At 61.4% G+C, this 22579-nt stretch carries 22 protein-coding genes; 8 read left to right on the forward strand and 14 right to left on the reverse strand.

All coding sequences use genetic code 11. The features are described from left to right. Window positions 1-15: 15 nt before the first annotated feature. On the forward strand, window positions 16-768 hold the full coding sequence (locus ACN9MY_RS25225) for an arginyltransferase (RefSeq protein ID WP_426163915.1): 753 nt from the start codon (window positions 16-18) through the stop codon (window positions 766-768). On the opposite strand, the gene ACN9MY_RS25230 is transcribed toward ACN9MY_RS25225, so the two are convergent. Further along, the gene (locus ACN9MY_RS25230; RefSeq protein WP_426336292.1) at window positions 734-2047 is read right to left on the reverse strand and encodes an amidohydrolase; all 1314 of its coding nucleotides are present in this window, start codon (window positions 2045-2047) and stop codon (window positions 734-736) included. The two genes, ACN9MY_RS25225 and ACN9MY_RS25230, sit on opposite strands and share 35 nt — an antisense overlap. A 60-nt stretch (window positions 2048-2107) precedes the next feature. On the opposite strand from ACN9MY_RS25230, the gene ACN9MY_RS25235 reads away from it, so the two are divergent. The 4 genes from ACN9MY_RS25235 (at window position 2108) to ACN9MY_RS25250 (ending at window position 7670) form a co-directional block, all read left to right on the forward strand. Next, window positions 2108-3148: a quinone-dependent dihydroorotate dehydrogenase gene (locus tag ACN9MY_RS25235; RefSeq protein ID WP_426336293.1), complete on the forward strand. Its 1041-nt coding sequence runs from the start codon at window positions 2108-2110 to the stop codon at window positions 3146-3148. A 2-nt stretch (window positions 3149-3150) separates the two neighbouring features. After that, window positions 3151-4197: an aldo/keto reductase gene (locus ACN9MY_RS25240; RefSeq protein WP_426336294.1), complete on the forward strand. Its 1047-nt coding sequence runs from the start codon at window positions 3151-3153 to the stop codon at window positions 4195-4197. A gap of 163 nt (window positions 4198-4360) precedes the next feature. Then, window positions 4361-5842 (forward strand): Tar ligand binding domain-containing protein, encoded by a 1482-nt coding sequence (locus ACN9MY_RS25245; RefSeq protein WP_426336295.1) that lies wholly within the window; start codon window positions 4361-4363, stop codon window positions 5840-5842. A 139-nt stretch (window positions 5843-5981) separates the two neighbouring features. Further along, complete coding sequence (locus ACN9MY_RS25250; RefSeq protein ID WP_426163925.1) at window positions 5982-7670, forward strand: methyl-accepting chemotaxis protein; 1689 nt, start codon at window positions 5982-5984, stop codon at window positions 7668-7670. On the opposite strand, the gene ACN9MY_RS25255 is transcribed toward ACN9MY_RS25250, so the two are convergent. The 6 genes from ACN9MY_RS25255 to ACN9MY_RS25280 form a co-directional block, all read right to left on the reverse strand. Further along, window positions 7667-8596: a CysB family HTH-type transcriptional regulator gene (locus ACN9MY_RS25255; RefSeq protein ID WP_426163928.1), complete on the reverse strand. Its 930-nt coding sequence runs from the start codon at window positions 8594-8596 to the stop codon at window positions 7667-7669. The two genes, ACN9MY_RS25250 and ACN9MY_RS25255, sit on opposite strands and share 4 nt — an antisense overlap. Next, complete coding sequence (locus ACN9MY_RS25260) at window positions 8593-9657, reverse strand: sulfate/molybdate ABC transporter ATP-binding protein (RefSeq protein WP_426163930.1); 1065 nt, start codon at window positions 9655-9657, stop codon at window positions 8593-8595. The genes ACN9MY_RS25255 and ACN9MY_RS25260 overlap by 4 nt, the downstream gene beginning before the upstream one ends. A gap of 1 nt (window position 9658) precedes the next feature. Next, window positions 9659-10543 carry a sulfate ABC transporter permease subunit CysW gene (gene cysW / locus ACN9MY_RS25265; RefSeq protein WP_426163933.1) on the reverse strand — a complete coding sequence of 295 codons (885 nt, stop codon included), beginning with the start codon at window positions 10541-10543 and terminating at the stop codon, window positions 9659-9661. After that, complete coding sequence (gene cysT, locus ACN9MY_RS25270) at window positions 10540-11418, reverse strand: sulfate ABC transporter permease subunit CysT (RefSeq protein ID WP_426336296.1); 879 nt, start codon at window positions 11416-11418, stop codon at window positions 10540-10542. Before cysT ends, cysW begins: the two co-directional genes overlap by 4 nt. Before the next feature lie 105 nt (window positions 11419-11523). Then, window positions 11524-12297 (reverse strand): sulfite exporter TauE/SafE family protein, encoded by a 774-nt coding sequence (locus ACN9MY_RS25275; protein ID WP_426163938.1) that lies wholly within the window; start codon window positions 12295-12297, stop codon window positions 11524-11526. 194 nt (window positions 12298-12491) lie between these two features. Then, window positions 12492-14903, reverse strand: coding sequence for a TonB-dependent receptor plug domain-containing protein (locus tag ACN9MY_RS25280; RefSeq protein WP_426336297.1), 2412 nt, complete (start codon window positions 14901-14903; stop codon window positions 12492-12494). 202 nt (window positions 14904-15105) lie between these two features. Here ACN9MY_RS25280 and ACN9MY_RS25285 point away from each other — a divergent pair, with 202 nt between their 5' ends. Beyond that, window positions 15106-15432, forward strand: a complete 327-nt coding sequence (locus tag ACN9MY_RS25285; protein ID WP_426163942.1) for a hypothetical protein — start codon at window positions 15106-15108, stop codon at window positions 15430-15432. A gap of 12 nt (window positions 15433-15444) precedes the next feature. On the opposite strand, the gene ACN9MY_RS25290 is transcribed toward ACN9MY_RS25285, so the two are convergent. The 4 genes from ACN9MY_RS25290 to ACN9MY_RS25305 all read right to left on the reverse strand — a co-directional run bounded on the left by ACN9MY_RS25290 (window position 15445) and on the right by ACN9MY_RS25305 (window position 18155). Next, complete coding sequence (locus ACN9MY_RS25290; RefSeq protein WP_426336298.1) at window positions 15445-16083, reverse strand: peroxiredoxin; 639 nt, start codon at window positions 16081-16083, stop codon at window positions 15445-15447. Continuing rightward, window positions 16010-16645 carry an RBBP9/YdeN family alpha/beta hydrolase gene (locus ACN9MY_RS25295; RefSeq protein WP_426319006.1) on the reverse strand — a complete coding sequence of 212 codons (636 nt, stop codon included), beginning with the start codon at window positions 16643-16645 and terminating at the stop codon, window positions 16010-16012. Before ACN9MY_RS25295 ends, ACN9MY_RS25290 begins: the two co-directional genes overlap by 74 nt. Before the next feature lie 18 nt (window positions 16646-16663). Further along, entirely contained in the window at window positions 16664-17677 is a 1014-nt protein-coding gene (locus tag ACN9MY_RS25300) for a sulfate ABC transporter substrate-binding protein (RefSeq protein ID WP_426319007.1), read from the reverse strand. Window positions 17678-17771: 94 nt separating this feature from the next. After that, the gene (locus ACN9MY_RS25305) at window positions 17772-18155 is read right to left on the reverse strand and encodes a diacylglycerol kinase (RefSeq protein ID WP_426163951.1); all 384 of its coding nucleotides are present in this window, start codon (window positions 18153-18155) and stop codon (window positions 17772-17774) included. A gap of 87 nt (window positions 18156-18242) precedes the next feature. Here ACN9MY_RS25305 and ACN9MY_RS25310 point away from each other — a divergent pair, with 87 nt between their 5' ends. Continuing rightward, window positions 18243-19025 (forward strand): IclR family transcriptional regulator, encoded by a 783-nt coding sequence (locus ACN9MY_RS25310; protein WP_090441755.1) that lies wholly within the window; start codon window positions 18243-18245, stop codon window positions 19023-19025. Here the strand turns inward: ACN9MY_RS25310 and ACN9MY_RS25315 are convergent. The 3 genes from ACN9MY_RS25315 to ACN9MY_RS25325 all read right to left on the reverse strand — a co-directional run bounded on the left by ACN9MY_RS25315 (window position 19010) and on the right by ACN9MY_RS25325 (window position 21775). Next, window positions 19010-20056 (reverse strand): serine hydrolase, encoded by a 1047-nt coding sequence (locus ACN9MY_RS25315; RefSeq protein ID WP_426163953.1) that lies wholly within the window; start codon window positions 20054-20056, stop codon window positions 19010-19012. The two genes, ACN9MY_RS25310 and ACN9MY_RS25315, sit on opposite strands and share 16 nt — an antisense overlap. A gap of 153 nt (window positions 20057-20209) precedes the next feature. After that, a complete protein-coding gene (locus ACN9MY_RS25320; RefSeq protein ID WP_426319010.1) occupies window positions 20210-20905 on the reverse strand; it encodes a nitroreductase in 696 nt (231 codons plus the stop codon). Between the two features lie 9 nt (window positions 20906-20914). Then, on the reverse strand, window positions 20915-21775 hold the full coding sequence (locus tag ACN9MY_RS25325; RefSeq protein WP_426336299.1) for a DMT family transporter: 861 nt from the start codon (window positions 21773-21775) through the stop codon (window positions 20915-20917). Window positions 21776-22006: 231 nt separating this feature from the next. Between ACN9MY_RS25325 and phaP the strand changes: the two genes are divergently transcribed. Further along, a complete protein-coding gene (gene phaP, locus ACN9MY_RS25330; RefSeq protein WP_426163959.1) occupies window positions 22007-22564 on the forward strand; it encodes a TIGR01841 family phasin in 558 nt (185 codons plus the stop codon). The last annotated feature ends 15 nt before the right edge of the window (window positions 22565-22579 follow it).

Genomic DNA, 22579 nt, shown 5'->3' on the forward strand with positions numbered 1-22579 from the left:
GTTATGATATGACTCATGACGCAGCTTAACGACCTTCCCTTCGCAACGTTGCAGTTTTATACAACGGCGCCTTATCCGTGCAGCTACCTTGATGCGCGCCAGGCACGTTCGCAAGTGGCAACGCCCTCGCACCTGATCAACGCCGACGTCTACTCGGAGCTGGTGAAGAACGGTTTCCGCCGCAGCGGCATCTTTACTTATCGTCCATATTGCGACGGCTGCCAGGCTTGCATTCCGGTGCGCGTCGTGGCCGCCGGCTTCAAGCCGACACGCGGCCAGCGCCGCGCCTGGGCGCGCCACGGCAACCTGGAGGCGGGTGTTGCCAGCCTGTCCTTCTCGGATGAGCACTACGAGCTCTATCTGCGCTACCAGAGCACCCGCCACGCGGGCGGCGGCATGGACCAGGATTCGCGCGACCAGTATGCCCAGTTCCTGCTGCAAAGCCGGGTCAATACGCGCCTGGTGGAATTCCGCGAGCCCGATGGCACGCTGCGCATGGTGTCGATCATCGACGTGCTGTCGGATGGCCTGTCGTCGGTCTACACCTTCTTCGACCCTGACGTGCCGGGTGCGTCGTTCGGTACCTACAACGTGATGTGGCAAATCGCGCAGGCGCACGAGCTGGGGCTCGATTTCGTCTACCTGGGCTACTGGATCGAAGACAGCCCGAAGATGAACTACAAGATCAAGTTCCAGCCCCTGGAAGCCCGCATCAAGGGCGTGTGGGGACCGCTCACATCTTCATCAAATCCAGCAGCGCAACCGTAGTTGCCAACACGCCGGTCTGGATCGACTTTTCCGCATCGGCGCGGAACAGCGGGCTATGGTTGTAGGCAATCGTGCCTTTGCCGGCGCGTGCCGCTTCCACCTGCGCGGCCGGCGTGCCGCCCACCATGAAATACACGCTCGGGATGCCCTGGCCGTAAATGAAGTGGGCGTAGTCCTCGCCCACCATGCTGCCGCGCTGGTAGCCCTTGTCGAAAATGCCCTCACCCAGTTTGCTGGACCATACGGTACGCAAGCGCTGCAGCATCGCTTTGTCGTTCAGGGTTGGCGGCACGGGCCGGTCGGTGTGGCGGATTTCCGGCAGCTTGTCTTCCGGTACGCCTGCAGCCCGCGCGGTGTTCTCGGCCACGCGCTTGATTCCCTCCAGCAGCCTGGCGCGCGTCTCGTCGCTTTCCGAGCGCACGGTCAGCTCCAGGCGCGCCGTATCGCTGATCACATTGCCCTTGGTGCCGGCGTGGAAAGAGCCGACGGTGATCAGGGCCGCTTCACGCGGGGCGATGTCGCGTGTGACCACGGTTTGCAGCGCCAGCACGATCTGCGATGCGATCACGACCGGGTCCTTGCCTGTATGCGGACTGGCGCCGTGCGTGCCGATGCCGTGCACCACGATCTCCATCAGGTCGGCGCCGGAAAACGGCGCCTCGCTGGCCTCGATCTTGCCGGCTTCGATGTCGGCGCCCACGTGCAGCGACAGCGCGTAATCCGGTTTGCCAAAGCGTTTGTAGATGCCGTCGGCCATCATGTCCAGCGCGCCGCCGGTGCGTTCTTCGGCCGGCTGGCCGACCAGCATCAAGGTGCCTTTCCACTCGCCCTTGTGCGCCGCCATCTGGTGGGCCGTGCCGACCAGGCTGGTCATGTGCACGTCGTGGCCGCAGGCATGCATTACCGGTACCAGGTTGCCGCTCGAATCCTTGACCTTCACCTTGGAGGCGTTCGGCGCATCCGATTTCTCTTCCACGGGCAGCGCATCCATGTCCGCGCGCACCATCACGGTCGGGCCTTTGCCGTTGCGCAGTATGGCCACCAGGCCGGTCTTGCCCACGCCTTCTGTCACCTCGAAGCCTGTTGCACGCAATTCCCTGGCCATGCGCGCGGCCGTCTGCACTTCCATATAGGACAGCTCTGGATTGGCGTGCAAGTGGTTGAACAGGGGCTCCAGGCTGGCTTTGTAGTCGCGCGCAATGGCGGCGGAGAGCGGGTTTTCGGCGGCAACGACGGGCAGGGAAAGGCAGGCCAGCAAGGCAAGTCCAGGCTTGATCACGGAAGGTCCTCCAGGGAGCGCAGTGTAAAATGCTACAAAAATACACCAAAGCTGCCCACAATGTCCGACAAATTCCTGTACTCCCTCGCCCGCCCCATCCTGTTCTCGATGGACGCGGAATCCGCCCACCATTTCACCCTGCCGGCACTCAAGCGCCTGTCCGCACTGGGCCTGACCCGCGCCATGGTGCGCCGTCCGAAAGACGATCCGCGCACCGTCATGGGCCTGACCTTCCGCAACCCGGTCGGCCTGGCCGCTGGCCTGGACAAGGATGGCGCCTTCATCGACGCGCTGGCCGACCTCGGCTTCGGTTCCATTGAAGTGGGCACCGTGACTCCGCGCGCCCAGCCGGGCAACCCGAAGCCGCGCATGTTCCGCATTCCTGCGGCGCAAGGCATCATCAATCGCATGGGCTTCAATAATGGGGGAGTCGATGCTTTCGTGGCCAATGTGCAGTCGTCGCGCTTCTACCAGAACCGCGAGGGCGTGCTGGGCCTGAACATCGGCAAGAATGCCGATACGCCGATCGAGCGCGCGGTCGACGACTACCTGCATTGCCTGGACAAAGTCTATCCCTACGCCAGCTACGTCACCGTCAACATCTCCTCGCCGAATACCAAGAACCTGCGCCAGCTCCAGGGCGCGTCGGAAGTCGACGGCCTGCTGTCGCAGCTGAAGCAAGCGCAACTGCGCCTGGCCGACCAGCACAAGCGCTACGTGCCGATGACCCTGAAGATCGCGCCCGACATGGATGGCGACCAGGTTAAGAATATCGCCGACGCGCTGCTGCGCCACAAGATCGACGGCGTGATCGCCACCAATACCACCCTGAGCCGCACTGCGGTGGAAGGCATGCAGCACGGCGCTGAAGCCGGCGGCCTGTCCGGTGCACCGGTATTCGAACTGTCCAACAACGTGATCCGCCTGCTGAAAGCGGAACTGGGCGATGCGCTGCCGATCATCGGCGTGGGCGGCATCATGCAGGGCAAGGACGCCAGGGCCAAGATCGAAGCCGGCGCGCAACTGGTACAGCTCTACTCCGGCCTGATCTACGCCGGCCCGGCGCTGGTACGCGATTGCGCGGACGCCTTGCGAGCCTGAACATGGAAAAAATCGCCCTTGGACGCAGCGACCTGAAAGTCAGCAAGATCTGCCTGGGCACGATGACTTTCGGCCAGCAGAACACGGAAGCGGACGCGCACGCCCAGCTAGATTATGCTCTGGAGCGCGGCATCAATTTCATCGATACGGCGGAACTGTATCCGGTCATGCCGTCCGCCGCGACCCAGGGCGATACCGAACGTTTCATCGGCAGCTGGCTGAAAAAGTCCGGCCGCCGCGCCAGCGTGGTGCTGGCGACCAAGATTGCAGGCCCCAACCCTTACATGCACTGGATCCGCAAGGGCAAGAGCAACCACAACGCGTCCAATATCCGCGCTGCCGTGGAGACCAGCCTGCAGCGCCTGCAGACGGACTGCATCGACCTGTACCAGCTGCACTGGCCAAGCCGGAATGTGCCGATCTTCGGCGCCAGCCAGTTCGATCCTGAAAAAGAGCGCCACAGCATCGCCGTCGAAGAAACGCTGGCAGTGCTGGGCGACTTGATCAAGGAAGGCAAGATCCGCCATATCGGCGTGTCGAACGAAAGCAGTTGGGGCGTATCCGAATTCGTCAAGCAAGCCGAGATGAAGGGCTTGCCGCGCATTGCCACTATCCAGAACCTGTACAACCTGACGGCGCGCCATGTCGAAACCAGCTTCCTCACCGAGACTTGCTTCCGCGAGCAAGTAAGCCTGATGGCATATAGCCCGCTGGCATTCGGCCAGCTCACGGCAAAATACCACGACGACCCGAAGGCGCACGGCCGCCTGACGATCTTCCCGCCGACCTGGAGCCCGCGCTACCTGCGTCCAGGCGTGCTGGAGGCGGTTGCGCAGTACGCAAAACTGGCGCGCGACAACGACATGACGCCAGCCCGGCTTGCGTTGGCATGGTGCTACTCGCGCTGGTTCGTCGCCTCGACCATTATCGGCGCCACCACGCTGGCGCAGCTCAAGGAAAACATCGATGCCTTCGACGTGCGGCTGTCGCCGGAGGTCGTGGCGGCAGTCGACGCAATCCACGCCAGGCTGCCCAACCCGGGCCAGTAACCGCAAGGTCAGGCCTTTTCCTGACCATGAATTCATTTGCTGCGCGGGAATGTTGTTGATACTATTCCCCATTCAGGTTGCCTGCGCCCGCAGGCCATGCCGTCCCTGATTCTTTGCCGCCCCCTCCCTGCGGCCTTGTCAAACTCCCCAATAAGAAATCGACATGTTCAAGAACCTGACCATCAGGGCGCGGCTTGTTGCCGTCCTTTCCATGTTGTCCATCCTGCTGCTTGCCGTTGGGGGCGCCGGCCTGGCCGGCCTTGGCAGAAACCACGACGCCTTGCGCACCGTGTATGAAGAACGGTTGATGTCACTTGGCCATCTCGACAACATGATGCGCATCATGCTGCGCAACCAGCTCGCGCTTCACCGCGCTGCGAATTCGGCCCCCGCTGCCTTGCCGGCGGCGATCGAGCAGATCGAACAGGATCGCGATGCCACCAGCCGCCTGTGGCAGCAGTACAGCGCATCCTTCGCCTCCGAAGAAGAAAAGGAAATCGCCGAACGATTCGACGCGGCGCGCAAGCATTTCATGCTCGATGCCCTGGCCCCTGCCCTGGTGGCCGGAAAAGCCGGCGATATCGAGACCATGCGTGCATTGGTGAACGGGCCTATAGAACATATGTTTCCAAAGATCCGGATCGAGATGGACAAGCTGATCGCCTACCAGCTGGAGCATGGCAGGGTCCAATATGCAATGTCCGCGGCAAACTACGCCAGGCAGCGCACGCTGGTGACTGCCCTTTTGGCAGCAGGCTTCGTGTTGGTCGCAGTCGTAGGCCGGTGGCTGGTGCGCAGCATTACCGTTCCCTTGAACCGCGCTGTGGCGATCGCGCAAGCCGTTGCCCGGGGCGACCTGACGCAACAGATCGAGGTTCGCACGCATGACGAAACTGGCAAGCTCCTCGCCGCGCTAAAGGAAATGAACGCGAACCTCGCTGCCATGGCCGGCCACGTGCGCCAGTCTGCGCAGGACATCGCTGCTGCCTCAGGCCAGGTTGCCTGCGGCAGCCTGCATCTCTCGCAACGGACCGCGTCCCAGGCGAAATCACTGGAGGAAACCGCGGCGTCGATGGAGGAGCTGGCCAGCATCGTGCGCCAGCATGCCGACAATGCCCGGCAGGCGAATCATCTGGCACAGCGCGCGTCGCATGCCACGACGCGCGGCGGGGCGGCAGTGTTCCTGGTGTTTGGCAAAATGGAGGCGATCAGGCAGGCGTCGCGCGGCCTGGAAGAGGTCAGCGGCGCCGCGGAGTGCGCTCCACTGCAGGCCGGCCTGCTTGAACTGGATGCCGCCGTGGCAGCGGCGCATGCCATCATGGGCGAGGTCGTGCAGGCCGTGCACCAGGTTGGCGACACCATTAACGAGATCACCGCGGCCAGCCATGAGCAAAGCGTTGGCATCGACCAGCTCAATGGGGCGCTCATCCAGATTGATGCGGACACGCAGCGCAATGCTGCGCTGGTCGAGCAGGCAGCCGGCGTTGCAGCTGCCATGCAGCGGCAGTCCGCCGTGCTGTCGGAAGCTGCCTGTGCTTTCCGTCTTGTCGGGGAAGCGTCATTGGCAAGCCGACATTCGAACGGCGCGGTGCGCGCTCCGGCGGCGGCGAATACGCCACATTCTCACCAAATCTCACTTGCCTAGCGGGAACCTTGTTGTTAGCATCGGGTTCCGGGGTGCCGCATGGCCGGCCCAAACACCCCCGAAGCCCGCCGCCTCGCCCACGCGGCATGTTGAACTCCCCCCTACAATGCCGGCGCACCTGCGCGGGCCGGAGCCGTACATGCTGAACAACCTTACAATCAAAGCCCGCCTGGTAGCGGTCCTGGCCATCCTGTCGGTCATGATGACGGTGATCGGCATTGCCGGCATCGCCAGCCTCGCCAACACGAATGCATCGCTGCAGACCGTCTATGAAGACCGGCTCGTCGCGCTGGGCCAGTTACAGGAAGTCATCCGCACGATTAACCGCAACCAGCTGGCCATGTCCGACGCCCTCACCGTCGGTCCGGCAGCGTTGCCGGAAATGGTCAAGACTGTCGAAGAAGGCCTGGCCAAAACCGACAGTACCTGGAAAGCCTACGCCGCCACCAAGATGACGGATGAAGAAAAATCGCTGGCGGAACGCTTTGCCGCGGCCCATGCAAGCTTCCTCCAGGAGGGGATGAATCCGGCCCTGGAAGCCGGGCGTGCCGGCGATATGGAAAAGATGAAGGCGCAGATGCACGGCCGCATGAAAGAGAGCTTCCTGCCGGTGCGCGACCTGATCAACCATCTCGTGCAATTGCAGATGGATGTCGGCAAACAGGTCTACGAGTCCTCGCAGGCCAGCTACGCAAGCTTCCGCCTGGTGGTCATTGGCATGCTCGCCGGCGGCCTGGCGCTGGCGACCGGCATTGGCTGGTGGCTGGTGCGCAGCATTACCGCCCCACTGGGCCGTGCGGTGCGCATCGCCGAAAGCGTGGCGGCCGGCGACCTGACGCAGCAAATCGACGTCACTTCGCAGGACGAAACCGGCAAGCTGCTGGCGGCCTTGCGTGAAATGAACAATAGCCTGGTTGGCATCGTCGGCAACGTGCGCAGCGCCACCGATTCCATCTCCACCGCCTCGTCGGAAATCGCCACCGGCAATATGGACCTGTCGGCGCGCACCGAGCAGCAAGCCGGCTCGCTGGAGGAAACCGCCTCGTCGATGGAAGAACTGACTTCCACCGTGCGCCAGAACGCCGACAATGCAAGGCAGGCCAACCAGCTTGCGGGGAACGCCTCGGAAGTGGCCCGGCGCGGCGGCGCGGTGGTAGCACAGGTGGTCGACAAGATGAGCGCCATCAACGAGTCGGCCTACAAGATCGTGGAAATCATTTCGGTCATCGACGGCATCGCTTTCCAGACCAATATCCTGGCGCTGAATGCGGCCGTGGAAGCGGCGCGTGCCGGCGAACAGGGCCGCGGCTTTGCCGTCGTTGCGTCGGAAGTGCGCAACCTGGCGCAGCGCGCCGGCAATGCGGCCAAGGAGATCAAGCAGCTGATCGACAACTCGGTGGCCCAGGTCGAGGAAGGCAGCCGGCTGGTCGACCAGGCCGGCGCCACCATGGGCGAAGTGGTCAACAGCGTTCAGCAGGTGACCGACATCATCGGTGAAATCTCGGCTGCCAGCGGCGAACAGAGTTCGGGCCTGCAGCAGATCAATGCGGCCGTGGTGCAGATGGACAGCGCCACCCAGCAAAATGCCGCATTGGTGGAGCAAGCTGCCGCAGCAGCAGGCGCCTTGCAGGAGCAGGCTGCGTCATTGTCGCAGGCCGTCAGCGTGTTCCGCCTCGCCGCATCGGTGCAGGAAGCGATGCCGGCCCGCCGCAGTGCCGTGGTCACCCAGCTCAAGCCGCGTGCAGCCGCCCTCCCTGCTGCTCCGGCAAAGCTGAAGCGTGGCGCCGTCGCGGCCAATGGGACGGCCGACGGCTGGGAGGAATTCTAGGCCTCGCAGCCCAGCATGGCCTGTTCGATCTCGGCGCGCGTCAAATCAGGGGCAAACTGCGAAATGAATTCATAAGCGTAGGTACGCAGGTAAGCCCCTTTGCGCACCGCCAGCCGGGTGGTATTCGCTGCGAACAGGTGCGATGCCTCAATGGCGCGCAGGCCCTTGTCGCGGCCATGGTCAAACGCCATGGAGGCCACCAGCCCAACGCCCAGGCCAAGCGCTACATATTGCTTGATGACGTCTGAATCCATTGCGGTCAGCACGATGTCGGGACGCACGCCGGCCTTGTCGAAGGCGGCATCGATGTGGCCACGGCCGGTGAAGCCGACGTCGTAGGTGATCAGTGGGTATTCGGCCAGGTCTTCCAGGCGGATCGGCGAACGTGTCAGCAGCGGGTGGCCATCGGGCACCACCACCAGGTGGCTCCAGCGGTAGCATGGGAAGGACACCAGGTCGGGGAATTGCGACAGGCCTTCAGTGGCAATGCCGATATCGGCCTTGCCCGACAGGACCCATTCGGCGATATGGTCCGGCGCGCTTTGCTGCAAGGCGATGCGCACGTCCGGGAACGCATTGCGGAAATGCGACACCGCCTTCGGCAAAGCATAGCGTGCCTGGGTGTGCGTCGCCGCAATGGTCAGCGTGCCGCTTTTCTGGCCGGTGAATTCCAGGCTGGCCTGCTGCAGGTTTTCCGCTTCCACCAGCAGGCGGTCGACGATCTTCAGGATGCCTTTGCCAGGCTCGGTCAGGCCGGTCAGGCGCTTGCCGTTGCGTTCGAAGATGATGACGCCCAGTTCATCTTCCAGTTCGCGGATCTGGCGGCTCACGCCCGGCTGGGACGTAAACAGCGCATTGGCCACTTCGGTCAGGTTGTAGTTGCGGCGAGCCGCTTCACGCACGGAGCGTAATTGCTGGAAGTTCATGCATGTGCCCCTTCATCGACAAAGACGCGCAGGCGCTTGGGCCGCACCACCAGGGTTTCGCCGTCTTTCAGGTTAAGCTGGATATAGCGTTCATTGGAGATCGTGGCTTCGATGATCTGGGCATTGTCGGCGCGCTCCAGGTCGAGCTGGGCCAATGGGCCGATGGCGTGTGCGCGGCGCAGCTTGACCACGATGCCCTCCGCCCCCGGCACATAGCGTTCGACCTCCAGGTCGTGCGGGCGAATGTACGCCGTGCCCTTGCCGCTGCCGTGGCCTTCCACGTCGAATTCGACGCCGTCGCTGGCCAGCACGCCTTCATGCACGCGGCCGTGGAAGACGTTGACGTTGCCGAGGAAGCCGTACACGAACGGCGACGCAGGATGGTTGTACACCTCGTCCGGCGAACCCAGTTGCTCGACGTGGCCTTTGTTCATCAGCACCACGCGGTCGGCCACTTCCAGCGCTTCTTCCTGGTCGTGGGTCACGAAGATCGACGTCACGTGCAGTTCATCATGCAGGCGGCGCAGCCAGCGGCGCAGTTCCTTGCGCACCTTGGCATCCAGCGCGCCAAACGGTTCGTCGAGCAGCAGCACGCGCGGTTCAACGGCCAGCGCGCGGGCCAGGGCGATACGCTGGCGTTGGCCGCCGGAGAGCTGCGGCGGGTAACGGTCGGCCAGCCAATCCAGCTGCACCAGCTCCAGCAGCTCTTTCACCTTGCGGCGGATCTGCTCTTCCGATGGACGTTCCTTGCGCGGCTTGACGCGCAGGCCGAAGGCCACGTTTTCGAAGACGGTCATGTGCTTGAACAGCGCGTAGTGCTGGAACACGAAGCCTACCTGGCGCTCGCGCACGTGGCGGTCGGACGCGTCCGAGCCGTCAAGCAGCACCTGGCCCGAGTCCGGGTGTTCCAGGCCGGCGATGCAGCGCAGCAGCGTGGTCTTGCCGCAGCCCGATGGGCCGAGCAGCGCGGTCAGCTCGCCTTGCGGGAAGTCGAGCGATACATTGTCCAGTGCGACGAAGTCGCCGAAACGCTTGTTGATGTTCTTGACTGCGATCGTCATATCAATGCTCCTTGGCGTCGTCGCCGTAATTTTCGTGCAGGCGCCATTCGATAAAGGTTTTCACTGCAAGGGTGACCAGCGCCAGCAATGCCAGCAGCGAGGCCACGGCAAAGGCGGCGGCAAAGTTGTATTCGTTGTAGAGGATCTCGACCTGCAGCGGCATGGTGTTGGTTTCGCCGCGGATATGGCCCGACACCACCGACACCGCGCCGAATTCGCCCATGGCTCGCGCATTACACAGGATCACGCCATACAGCAGGCCCCACTTGATGTTCGGCAGGGTCACGCGGAAGAAGGTCTGCCAGCCGTTTGCGCCCAGCACCACGGCCGCTTCTTCCTCCTCGCTGCCCTGGGCCTGCATCAGCGGAATCAGTTCGCGCGCCACGAATGGGAAGGTGATGAACACGGTCGCCAGCACGATGCCCGGCACGGCGAACAGGATCTTGATGTCGTGCTCCGCCAGCCATGGTCCGAACCAGCCCTGGGCACCGAACAGCAGCACGTAGATCAGGCCCGAAATCACTGGCGACACCGAGAACGGCAGGTCGATCAGCGTCAGCAACAGGCTCTTGCCGCGGAATTCGAACTTGGTGATGGCCCAGGAAGCTGCCACGCCGAACACCAGGTTGAACGGCACCGCAATTGCGGCCGTCAACAGCGTGAGCTTGATGGCGGCAATCGAGTCGTCTTCCAGGATGGCGCTGGCATACACGTCCCAGCCCTTTTTCAGCGCTTCGGTGAATACTGCCACCAGCGGCACGAACAGGAACAGGGTCAGGAACGTCAGCGCCACGGTGATCAGCGCGTAGCGCACCCAGCGCGGTTCCAGCACGTCATGGCGTTGCGGCAGTTCGCCGCGGCGGATTGGCGTTACCGATGCGCTCATTTGGCGTTCCTCCCGCGAGACCATGCCTGCAGCAGGTTAATCGTCAACAGCATGAGGAAAGAAGCCACCAGCATGACCACGGCGATGGCCGTGGCGCCGGCGTAGTCGTACTGTTCCAGCTTGGTGATGATGAACAGCGGTGTAATCTCTGACACCAGCGGCATATTGCCAGCGATGAAAATGACAGAGCCGAATTCCCCGGTGGCGCGGGCAAAGGCCAGTGCAAAGCCGGTCAGCAGCGATGGCAGGATGGTCGGGAATACCACGCGGCGGAAGGTCTGGAAGGCCGAGGCACCAAGGCTGGCGGCCGCTTCTTCCAGTTCGCGTTCAGCGTCTTCCAGCACCGGCTGCACGGTGCGCACCACGAAAGGCAGGCCGATAAAGGTCAGCGCAACAACCACGCCCAGCGGGGTGAAGGCGACCTTGATGCCCAGGACGCCTTCGATATATTGGCCGAACCAGCCGTTGGAGGAATACAAGGCGGTCAGGGTGATGCCGGCAACGGCTGTCGGCAGCGCGAAAGGCAGGTCGACCAGTGCATCGACAATGCGCTTGCCCGGGAATTGATAGCGCACCAGCACCCATGCCACGATGCCGCCAAAGAAGACGTTCAGCAAGGCGCCGATGAAGGATGCGCCGAAAGTCAGCTTGTATGAGGCGACCACGCGTTCCGAGGTGACGGCCGTCCAGAAGCCATCCCAGGTCATGGTGAAAGTCTTGAGGAAGATCGCCGATAGCGGGATCAGGACGATCAGGGTCAGGTACAGAATGGTGAAACCAAGCGACAAGTTGAAGCCGGGCATCACGCGGTATGGCGCTTTGCGGGCTTTGACCTCGCCTGCCGGCGTTCTTGTCGGCAACGCAACTGCTGACATGCTTGCTCCCTTATTACATTTTCGACTAACAGGAGCGCATGTTCGCATTCATGCGTTATAAACCAAACTACCCTTTTTTTATTTGCTTAGATGCCAAATCGGCAGTCATGCAACGAGTTTGGCGGCAACAGTCACCAGGACTGTCGCCAGCATGCCGCGCAAGATGCGTTCTGGCACGGACTTGGCGAACCAGGAGCCGATGGTAATACCAGGCACGGAGCCGACCAGCAAAGTCAGCAGCAAAGTCCAGTCGATGGAACCGAGCCACCAATGCCCTGCTGCGGCGATGGCAGTCAGCGGCACGGCGTAGGCGATGTCGGTGCCGGCCACTTCGGCCGGGGTGAGGCGGGGGTACATCAGTACCAGCAGGGTGGCGCCAACGGCACCTGCGCCGATGGAGGAAATCGTGACCAGGGTGCCCAGCACGGCGCCTGCAATGATAGTGGCGCTGCTCAGCGCCCTGCCCTGCAACTGTCGATCCGGGTGGGCCAGCATCCATGCCAGCATTTTCCCGCGGAACAGGATCGCCAGCACGGTCAGCATGACGGAACCGGCGATGCACAAACGGATCAAATGGCCGATTTGCTTGTCGAGCGCGCCGAAATGCTTGAGGCCATAGGTGGCCACCAGGGCGGCTGGCAGGGCGCCATAGCATAGCAGGCGCACGATATCCCAGCGCACGGTGCCGCGCAGGCGATGGGTGGCCGTTCCCGCAGTCTTGGTAATGGAGGCAAAGGCCAGGTCAGTGCCAACCGCCACCGAGGGCGAAACCCCGAACATCAAGGTCAGGATCGGCGTCATGAGCGAACCGCCGCCAACGCCGGTCAATCCGACGAGCAGGCCTACGACAAAACCAGAAACGATGAACGACAGATCCATGCGAAATCCTTCCAAGATCCGCTAGGGTATGCGCAATCGCATGATATCTCAACAACGAAGTCCTTATTTGCTTATGACAAAAAAGGTAAAAGTCTGACTACCATACTTTAACGATTGGCGGATTGCCAGACCTGACCCCGACTTTCAAAAAAAAGCGCCCCGGGGGGCGCTTGCAACGGGAAGTACCAACTTGCTTAGAAAGCGGTATCGAACTTCAGGTACATCGACCGGCCATTCACGCCGAATGGGCAGGTTTCCCAGCAGTACTTGAAGCCCAGTTTCGGGAAGTCGCCGCCATTGGTCCATTCGGATGGGTAAGTGTCGAACAGGTTGTTGACGCCGAAGGCCAGGGTGGTCTTCTTGCTAAAGCTGTAACGAATGCTCGAGTCGACGATCCATTTCGCGTCCCAGGTTTGCAGCGGGCTGAAACCTTCGCCCTGCACTTCGCCGTAGTAGTTGGCGCGGGCATTCACATTCCATTGGCCGATGGTGTAGTCGGCTGCAACAACGTGGTGCTTGCGGGGCTGGCCACGTTCGATCAAAGTCACCTGCGCCTGGTTGAACAACTGATCGCCGGTCAGCAAGCTGGATGGCGAGTGGCGTTTGGTCACTTCGGTCTTGTTGAAGCCTAACTGGCCGGACAGCACGAGCGTCGACGAGGTGAACTTGGTGGTGTGGTCGGCAACAATGTCCAGGCCGCGAGTCTTGGTGTCGACTGCGTTGGTAAAGAACTGCGCCTGGCCGACGCCCAGCGGGTTCAGCACGTTGGCGATCGGGCCGCCGCCGGCTTCTGGCGAGATCTCGCTGGAAAACACGATGCGATCCTTGATCTTGATCTGGTACAGGTCAGCGGTCAGCGACATGTTCGACGCTGGACGCAGCACCATGCCCACCGAGGCGTTGCGCGAGGTTTCTTCCTTCAGCGGCTTGATGCCCAGTGCTGTCGTCACAGCGCTGCCCTCGCGCGCGGTCAGGGTTTCGGTCAGTTGGCCAGCCTGGTTCAGGTTGGTCGATACCGAGCTGTAGAACTTCTGCTGCACGCCTGGCGCGCGGAAGCCGGACGATACGCTGCCGCGCAGGCCGAATTGCTTGGTCGGGTCCCAGCGCGCGCTGAACTTGCCGGTGACGGTGTTGCCGAAGTCGGAGTACTTCTCGTAGCGCACGGCGGCGCCCAGCAGCAGGTCCTTGACCGGATGGTATTCGGTGTCAAGGAACAGGGCGATGTTGTGGCGGCCCTCGTCCACTGCGGTGGCCGGGGTATAGCCAGGGAAGCCCTGGGTGCCGGAAGCCGCTACGCCGCCATTCTGGTTCAGGATGGTGATTGCAGGGTTGTTGGTGCGGCCGTATTGGTAGGACACCGGATCGCCTGCGACAATCTCGTAGTTGTCACGGCGGTATTCGAAGCCGGTCGCCACGAACACTTCTTCGCTGCCGAATTTGACCGGCCCCTTCACGTCGGCGTTGAAGGTGGTCTGGTTGAATTTCAGCTTGCCGGTGTCGGCTTCGAACGGGGACTCGGCGTAGATGCCGCCGCCCGGTTTCGGCTCGTACCAGTAGGAGACGTTGATGGTCTGCTTCTCGTGGAAATCGAGCTCGCTCATGCCGTGGTTGATGCTGATGTCGGCCTTCCAGTCGTTCGGCAGGTCGCGGCGATAGCCGAAGGCGAACGATGCATCCTTCACGGTGGTGCGAATGTTCGGCAGGAAGCCTTCCGGATAAACAGCAGGCACGTTGCGGCCATCGCCTTTGGAGCGGAAGAAGCCGGACGAATCGCCCTTGCGCTTGGACACGCCGCCGAAGCTGTAAAACTCACTGGCCTTGTCGACCGGCAGCGCCGCGTTCCACCACAGGTAGGCATCCCTGGCGTCGCTGTCGCCGATGCGTTGGGTCACGCGCGGTGGATCGACGCGCAGCGAGTCTGGGCCGGCGCGGTTGGTTTCGTCGCGCTTGCGGCCTTCCAGGGACAGGTTGATGTAGCCGCCGTCTTCGCCCAGCGCCCAGCCGCGGTTCACGCTGCCGGAGACCATGTCGCCGTCGCCTTCCTTGGTGGTGCCGACCTGGCCGCTGAGGGCGGTCTCGTTCACGTTCGACTTCAGCACGATGTTGATCACGCCGGCGATCGCGTCCGAGCCGTATTGGGCGGCCGCGCCATCGCGCAGCACTTCGATGTGATGGATGGCCGACAGCGGAATCGCATTGATGTCGGTACCGGCCGAACCGCGGCCGATGGTTTGCTGCACGTTCACCAGCGCCTGCTGGTGGCGGCGCTTGCCGTTCACCAGCACCAGCAATTGGTCAGGGCCGAGCGAGCGCAGGGTCGCAGGGCGAATGATGTCGGTACCGTCGCTGATGAAGGTGGTGGAGAAGTTGAACGACGGGTCCAGGGTCTGCAGCAGCTTGCCCAGTTCCAGCGGGCCGGCAGTCTGCAAATCCTTGGCGTTGATCAGGCCAACCGGCGCGGCGGTATCCAGCGCGGTCTTGGCGGTTGCGCGCGAGCCCAGCACGACCACGGTCTGCTGTTCTTCGGCGGCTGGTTGAGCGGCGGTTTGTGCGTAAGCTTGCGATGTTGCCAGTAAAACAGCACTGGCGATGAGGGTGCGTTTCATAGGAATTCCGATCTCTCTAACGATTTTTATTTGGTGCCGCGAAAAAATACTAACCTCGCACAATTGAACTCACAAAGAAATAATTCATTTATGACAAGTGAATCAGCTGCCAACGTTGCATGAATGGAACAGCTGCAAGGCTATTGGCTTGTATTCAACCAAGTGCTACATTGTTCCCAAGCGATCCAAGGGAGGAAGTGTGATGACTGATGCTCTGTTGCTGACCGACCGTTTGTGCGACCTGACCGAAATGGCCTTGCAGGCCTATACCAAGTTCGAAAAGGCCACTGTCTACTGCACCGCCAAGCACCTGATGGCCGACTTCGAAGATGCGGGCCTACCGCTGGCAGCCTTCGACAAACTGTCCGCCATCCAGGCCAGCATCCTGGCGGCTGTCGAATTCGCCCCGCCAGGCGGCAAGAACAACCCGCAATGCATCGTCAGCGCGCGCAATGAAATCGCGGCGCTGCGCGAAATGCTGAAGGAAAAAAAGCGCCCCGAAGGGCGCCTTCCAGAGCATTTGCACTAGTCTTTCGCGAACTTACTTGTTCGGTTGCGGCGTAATGCGCAAGTAAGGACGCGGGGCCTTGTAGCCCGCCGGGTACTTCTGCTTGATCACTTCCGGATCCTGCACGGTGAGCGGGATGATCACGTCGTCGCCATCTTTCCAGTTGCCCGGGGTGGCGACGGTGTACCCGTCCGTCAGTTGCAGGGCATCGATCACGCGCAGCACTTCATCGAAGTTGCGGCCAGTGCTGAGCGGATAGGTGATCTGCAGCCGTACCTTTTTGGCCGGGTCGATCACGAACAGCGAGCGCACGGTGGCGGTGGCCGACTGGTTGGGGTGGATCATGTCGTACAACTCGGCCACCTTGCGGTCGGCGTCGGCGATGATCGGGAAACCGACAACGGTTTGCTGCGTCTCCTCGATATCCTTGATCCATTCCTTGTGCTTGTCGGCCGGGTCGACCGACAGTGCGACGGCCTTGACGTTGCGCTTGTCGAATTCCGGCTTCAGCCTGGCGGTCAGGCCCAGTTCAGTGGTGCAGACCGGCGTGAAGTCGGCCGGATGCGAGAACAGGACGACCCAGGAATCGCCTGCCCATTCATGAAACCTGATGCTGCCAATGCTGGAATCCTGTTCGAAGTCCGGTGCGGTATCGCCAAGGCGTAAACTCATTCTTCTTCTCCGTTGTTAAATTCGATGCGCGCTGCGCCAGGACTTGCAGCAGGCGCTGGCCAAACCGCCAGTCGCCCAAGCCCGATTCAGCGTTGATATGCCCCAGCGCTCCGGCGTTGACGAAGTCGCTGCCCCAGCGCTCCGCCCAGGTCTCGGCTTTCTCCACCGTCATCCACGGGTCGTTGGTGCTGGCCACCATGATCGATGGGCAAGGCAGTTCGCCGTGCGGCAGCAAGGAGCTGACCTGGAACTTGTCGGGATCGGCAGGCCCCACCAGCAAGACGCCCGCCACGTGGGGGGAGGTTGAACGCGACAGGCTCAATGCGGTGGTAAGGCAGCCGAAACTGTGTGCAACGATCAGGGTCGGGCGGCGGTCCTCGTCCAGTACTTCATCCAGGCGGTCGGCCCAGCGCAGCAGGACCGGATCGCTCCAGCGCTTCTGCTCTACCCGCTGGAAGCGCGGGTACAGGCGCTGCCAGCGGGATTGCCAGTGATCGGGCCCGCTGTTATGCAGGCCTGGCGCGACCAGGACGCGGAATTGGTTCAGTTGTTGGATCGCCATGCGGCCCTCCGTTGCGTGTTATTGGCCGGCGACCTTGGCGCCTGGCTGGTAGATCTGGTCGAACACGCCGCCGTCGGCAAAGTGCGTTTTCTGCGCGGTGGTCCAGTCGCCGGCGACGTCGGTGATCTTGAACAGCTTCACGTTCGGAAATTGGGCGGCGTACTTCTTCGCCTCTTTCTCGATGCCCGGGCGGTAGTAGTTCTTGGCGATGATGGCCTGGGCCTGGTCGGTGTACAGGAAGTTCAGGTAGGCCTCGGCCACTTTGCGCGTGCCGCGCTTGTCGACCACTTTATCGACCACAGCGACCGGCGGTTCGGCCAGGATCGACACCGAAGGCGCCACGATTTCCACCTTGTCCGGACCAAGTTCCTTGATCGCCAGCAGGGCTTCGTTTTCCCAGGCGATCAGCACGTCGCCGATGCCGCGCTCCACAAAGGTGGTGGTGGCGCCACGCGCGCCGGAATCGAGCACGGGTACGTTCTTGTACAGTTTTTTCAGGAATTCGCGGGCCGTGGCATCGCTGCCGCCAGGCTGGCGCAAGGCGTAGCCGTAAGCGGCCAGGTGGTTCCAGCGGGCGCCGCCGGAAGTCTTGGGATTCGGGGTGATCACTGCCACGCCAGGCTTGACCAGGTCGTTCCAGTCCTTGATGCCTTTGGGGTTGCCCTTGCGGACCAGGAAAACGATGGTGGAGCTGTAGGGGGTGGCGTTATGGGCCAGGCGCTTCTGCCAGTCCTTGTTCACCAGGCCCCTTTCGGCGATCGCGTCGATGTCGTAGGCCAGGCCAAGGGTGACCACATCGGCTTCCAGGCCGTCGATCACGGCGCGTGCCTGCTTGCCCGAGCCGCCGTGCGACTGCTTGATCTTCACGTTGTCGCCGGTCTTGGCTTTCCATTCCTTCGCGAAGGCGGTGTTGACGTCCTGGTACAGTTCGCGGGTTGGGTCGTAGGAGACGTTGAGCAAGCTCACGTCGGCTGCCTGCGCCACTGCGGCAGTGGCGAACAAGGCGGCGGCAATCAGTTTCCTGGACAGCATCTGGTTTCCCCTTTTGTGTTTGGAGATGCCAGATTAACTGCCCCTTATATAAATGCGAACGAATGTTTTCTTCGTTCGTTATACCGGAAAGTAATTAATAGAAGCGATTGACCAGCACCACCAGCCAGGTTGCGCCCGACAGCAGGCAAGCCAGCAGCACGGCGGCGCTGCCAAAGTCCTTGGCATTCTTGGACAAGGGGTGGCGTTCCAGCGAAACGCGGTCCACCACGGCTTCAATCGCAGAATTGATGAGCTCGACGATCAGCACGATGACCATGCTGCCAATCAACACCAGTTTTTGGAAGGCAGAAACAGGCAACAACAGGGCAGCAATGGTGCCGACCACGAAAACGAAGAGTTCCTGGCGGAAGGCGTGTTCAGAGCGGATGGCGGTCTGCAGGCCTTCGAGGGAGTAAAAAAAGGCCGAAAAAATGCGTTTCAGGCCGCTCTTGCTTTTAAATTCACTAGTAGGTTCCATGGACACGGATTATAGCGACAGAATTCCCATTTTTTTCACATCATGGTATAAATAAGTCTGCTTATACCGCACTGCACCAACCACATCATGAAAAGCGAAACCCTGCCCCCGCAGGAGCCGAAAACGACCATCCAGGTGATCGACCGCATGACGGCCCTGCTTGACGCCCTGGCGAAATACCCCGATCCGGTCAGCCTGAAGGAGCTTTCCAAGGTCTCCGGCCTGCACCCTTCCACCGCCCACCGTATCCTGAACGACCTGGTGGTGACCCGCTTTGTCGACCGTGTCGAGCCCGGCACCTACCGCCTCGGCATGCGCCTGCTGGAACTCGGAAATGTGGTGAAGAGCCGCCTGTCGGTGCGCGAAGCTGCGCTCGATTCGATGCGTGCCCTGCACAAGAAAACACAGCAGACCATCAACCTGTCTGTACGCCAGGGTGACGAGATCGTCTACATCGACCGTGCCTACTCCGAACGCTCGGGCATGCAGGTGGTACGCGCCATCGGCGCTCGCGGCCCGCTGCACCTGACGTCGACCGGCAAGCTGTTCCTGTCGGTGGACGAGCCAAAGGCGATCCGTGCCTATGCCACCCGCACCGGGCTGGCCGGCCACAACAAGAATTCGATTACCGACCTGGCCCGCCTCGAGCGCGAACTGAGCCTGGTGCGTGCACGCGGCTATGCACGTGACAATGAGGAACTGGAACTGGGCGTGCGCTGCATGGCGGCCGGCATCCGCGACGATTCCGGCAAACTGGTAGCAGGCTTGTCGATTTCTGCGCCGGCGGACCGGCTGCAGGATGATTGGCTGGAAGACCTGGTCAATACCGCCAACCAGATCTCCGCAACCCTGGGTTACATACCCGAGTAAGACTGGGCGCTGGTGCTGGCGCCGCTGACGTTTTCACCGAAGGTTGGCTTGAGCGCGGCCAACCACTTCTTCATGCGGGTGGCGTCGGCCACACGTGCTGCGGTGCCCTTGGCATCCAGCAGCACCATGATGACGGCGCGGCCTTCAATCATGGCCTGCATGATCATGCAACGGCCGGCTTCGTTGATGAAGCCGGTTTTCTGCAAGCCGATTTCCCAGCCCGAGTTCGGCGCTACCAAGCGGTTGGTGGTGCCAAAGGTTACCGGACGGCCGCTGTTTTCCACCACGGCTTTCGGGTCGGTCGAGAATTCGCGCAGGATCGGGTGTTCGTATGCAGCCTGCACCAGCTTGGCCAGGTCGCGTGCGCTGGCCACATTCATCTTGGACAGGCCGCTGGAATCGACATAATGGGTGTCGTTCATGCCCAGCGACTGCGCCTTTTCATTCATCGCCTGCACGAAAGCAGGCAAGCCGCCCGGATAGTTGCGCCCCAGGGCGGAGGCAGCGCGGTTTTCCGAACTCATCAGCGCGATGTGCAGCATATTGCGGCGGGTCAGGCGGTCGCCCACTTTCAGGCGGGACGAGCTGAATTTCTCGCGGTCGACGTCTTCGTCGGTCACGGTCAGCTCTTCATCCAGGTCCTGGTTGGCTTCCACCACCACCAGGCCGGTCATCATCTTGGTGATCGAGGCGATCGGCAAAGCCACGCCGGCGTTCTTTTCAAACAGGACTTCAGAGTTGGCCTGGTCCAGGACCAGGGCCACGTTCGATTTCAGGTCCAGCGGATCACGCGTCAGGTTCAGGCCCGCCAGGTCGCCCATGGTCGGACGGCTGACGTCGGGCACTTTGGTCACGCGCTGGTAAACGATCTTGTTACGGCCACGCACAATGACGCTGCGCTTGACCATTTGGGATTTCGTCGCCGGGGCAGCGTAACGGGTACCAGCTTTCTTGACGGCCGCTTGTGCAGATCCCATTGAAGCCGATGCGCAAAGCAAGGACACAAGCACGCTGATAGCAAGTTTGTTCATTCGTCATTCCCCGGTGTGAAACAGCAGAATCGCTAGTTGCAGTGTAGCAAAATCAGTTTACTGCGCAAGCAAAATCGGACTTTTCTTCACCAATGTTTTCAGCCCCACAATACACATTTCCCATAGTGATGCGGGGCTACAACGAAAGCTTGTTCACTCCATAAATTTAACAAATTTGGCAATCGGCTCGCGCTCGGTAACCAACGTGTTTTCAATTTTGCCACTATCTGCAAAACCAAGCGACATCCCGCATACAACAGTTTCGCTGGCCGGCAGGCCCAGCACCTCGCTGATGATGCGGTGGTACTGGGTGAAAGCCGCTTGCGGGCAGGTATCGAGTCCGCGGCCGCGCGCGGCCACCATGATATTTTGCAAAAACATTCCATAATCGAGCCAGGACCCTTGTTCCATGATGCGGTCGATGGTAAAGATCATGCCAACCGGCGCATCGAAGAACTCGAAATTGCGGCCATGCTGGGCGGCCATGCCGGTCTTGTTCTCCCGCGTCAGGCCAAGCAGCGCGTAAAGGTCCCAGCCTACCTTGCGGCGGCGGTCGATGTAGGGCGAGACCCATTCGCGCGGGTAGTACGCATATTCCTCGCTGTGCAGCTTGTTCTGCTCGGGGTCGGCATAGGCGGCCAGGATCTTGGCGGACAGGGCTTCCTTCATGGCGCCAGTCAACACATAGACTTGCCAGGGCTGGGTATTGGTGCCGGACGGTGCGCGTGCAGCCACTTCCAGGATGGCTTCGATATCTTCGCGCGGCACCGGGGTTGGCAGGAATGCGCGGATCGAACGGCGCGAGGTGATGGCCGCGTCGACGGCCTGCTGTGCTGGGGAGCTGATCATGATTGTCGCCTATCTGGGTTGCTTAACCACAAATATTACTCCAATCACTGCGAGCGCCATACCGGCAACGCCCATCCAGTTCAGGACTTCGCCGAACATGGCCCAGGCCATGATGGCCGTGGTGGGCGGTGTCAAATAGAGCAGGCTTGTGACCTGGGTCGCGTCGCTGCGGCGGATCAGCGCAAACAGGAGGAAGATCGCACCGATGGACAGGGCGAGCACGGACCAGGCCCAGGCGCCAAGGAATTGCGGCGTCCACCGAATCGAATCCATGTCTTCCAGCAGCCAGGCAAAAGGCAGGACCGCGGCAAACGAAGTGGCGAACTGGATCACGGTGCCAGTGCGCAGGTCGAACTTGGGACAAAAGTGCTTTTGATAGAGCGTACCGGCCGTAATCGACAACAAGGCGAAGACAGCCAATGCAATCGCCTGCCAACTGAGTCCAACCAGCGTGATCTTCGCGTAAACGACCAGGGCCACCCCGCCCAGTCCGAATGCCAGTCCAAGCCATTGGCGCGGACGCACCCGCTCACCAATCAACGGTGCAGCAAAAGCCGTCAGGATAGGTTGCATGCCCACGATGAGGGCTGACAGCCCGGCCGGCATGCCGAGTTTGATGGCGCACCAGACTCCACTCAGGTAGCCGGCCTGCAGCAACAGGCCGGCGGCCGCCACATGGCCAACCTTCCCTTTCGGCCACGGCGCGCGCAGCACCAACACGGCCGGCGCCAGGATCGCCAACACACCCAGGAAGCGCAGCAGCAGGAAGGTCAGAGGAGGCGCATAAGGCAGGCCATAGCGGGCCACAATAAACCCGGTACTCCAGAGGAAAACGAAGAATAAGGGGATAGGAGAAAAGAGGGAGCGCATCCGGCGATTCTAGCACCGAGGCCAAATGCCCTGCTGGGCAGCAATAATTATGACTTTTCTGGCCAGAAACCCTTTACCAACAGGAAGTTGGTTACTTTGTGCAATGCACAAAAACTGCTTGACTTTGATTCCCGAACCCGGATAATCGCCTTTGTTGCGTTGCACAATGCGTTGTTTTCCGTTGCAGAAACATCAAGTTCCAACGACTAATTCACTTATTTGGAGAGTCAAATGTTTGCGATTCCTGAGCAGTTTTCTAATGCCACCAAGGCAAACTTCGAAAGCCAATTCGCACTCTTTTCTTCGCTGACCAACAAAGCCTTCGAAGGCGTTGAGAAGTTCGTCGATCTGAACATCACCGCTGCCAAGGCATCGCTGGAAGAATCGTCGGTCGCTACCAAGCAGCTGCTGGCTGCCAAGGACCCGCAAGAGTTCTTCACGCTGACCGCTGCCCAGGCCCAGCCAGTTGCAGAGAAAGCCATCGCTTACGGCCGTCACCTGGCATCGATCGCAACCGGCACCGGCGCTGAATTCAGCAAGGCCGCCGAAAGCCAGATCGCCGAGACCAACCGCAAGGTGATCTCCCTGGTTGACGAAGTGAGCAAGAACGCCCCAGCCGGCAGCGAAAGCGCCGTGGCCCTGTTCAAGTCCGCCCTGAACAACGCCAACGCCGGCTACGAGCAGTTCACCAAGAGCGCCAAGGCTGCTGCTGAAACCTTCGAAGCCAACGTGAACGCTGCCGTGAACCAGTTCACCGCTGCTGCGGCCAACGGCGCCAAGAAGCAGTAATTGATCTACCCGCCG

Origin of the sequence: Pseudoduganella sp. R-31, from assembly GCF_049913235.1 — a bacterium.
GTDB lineage: Bacteria > Pseudomonadota > Gammaproteobacteria > Burkholderiales > Burkholderiaceae_D > Rugamonas.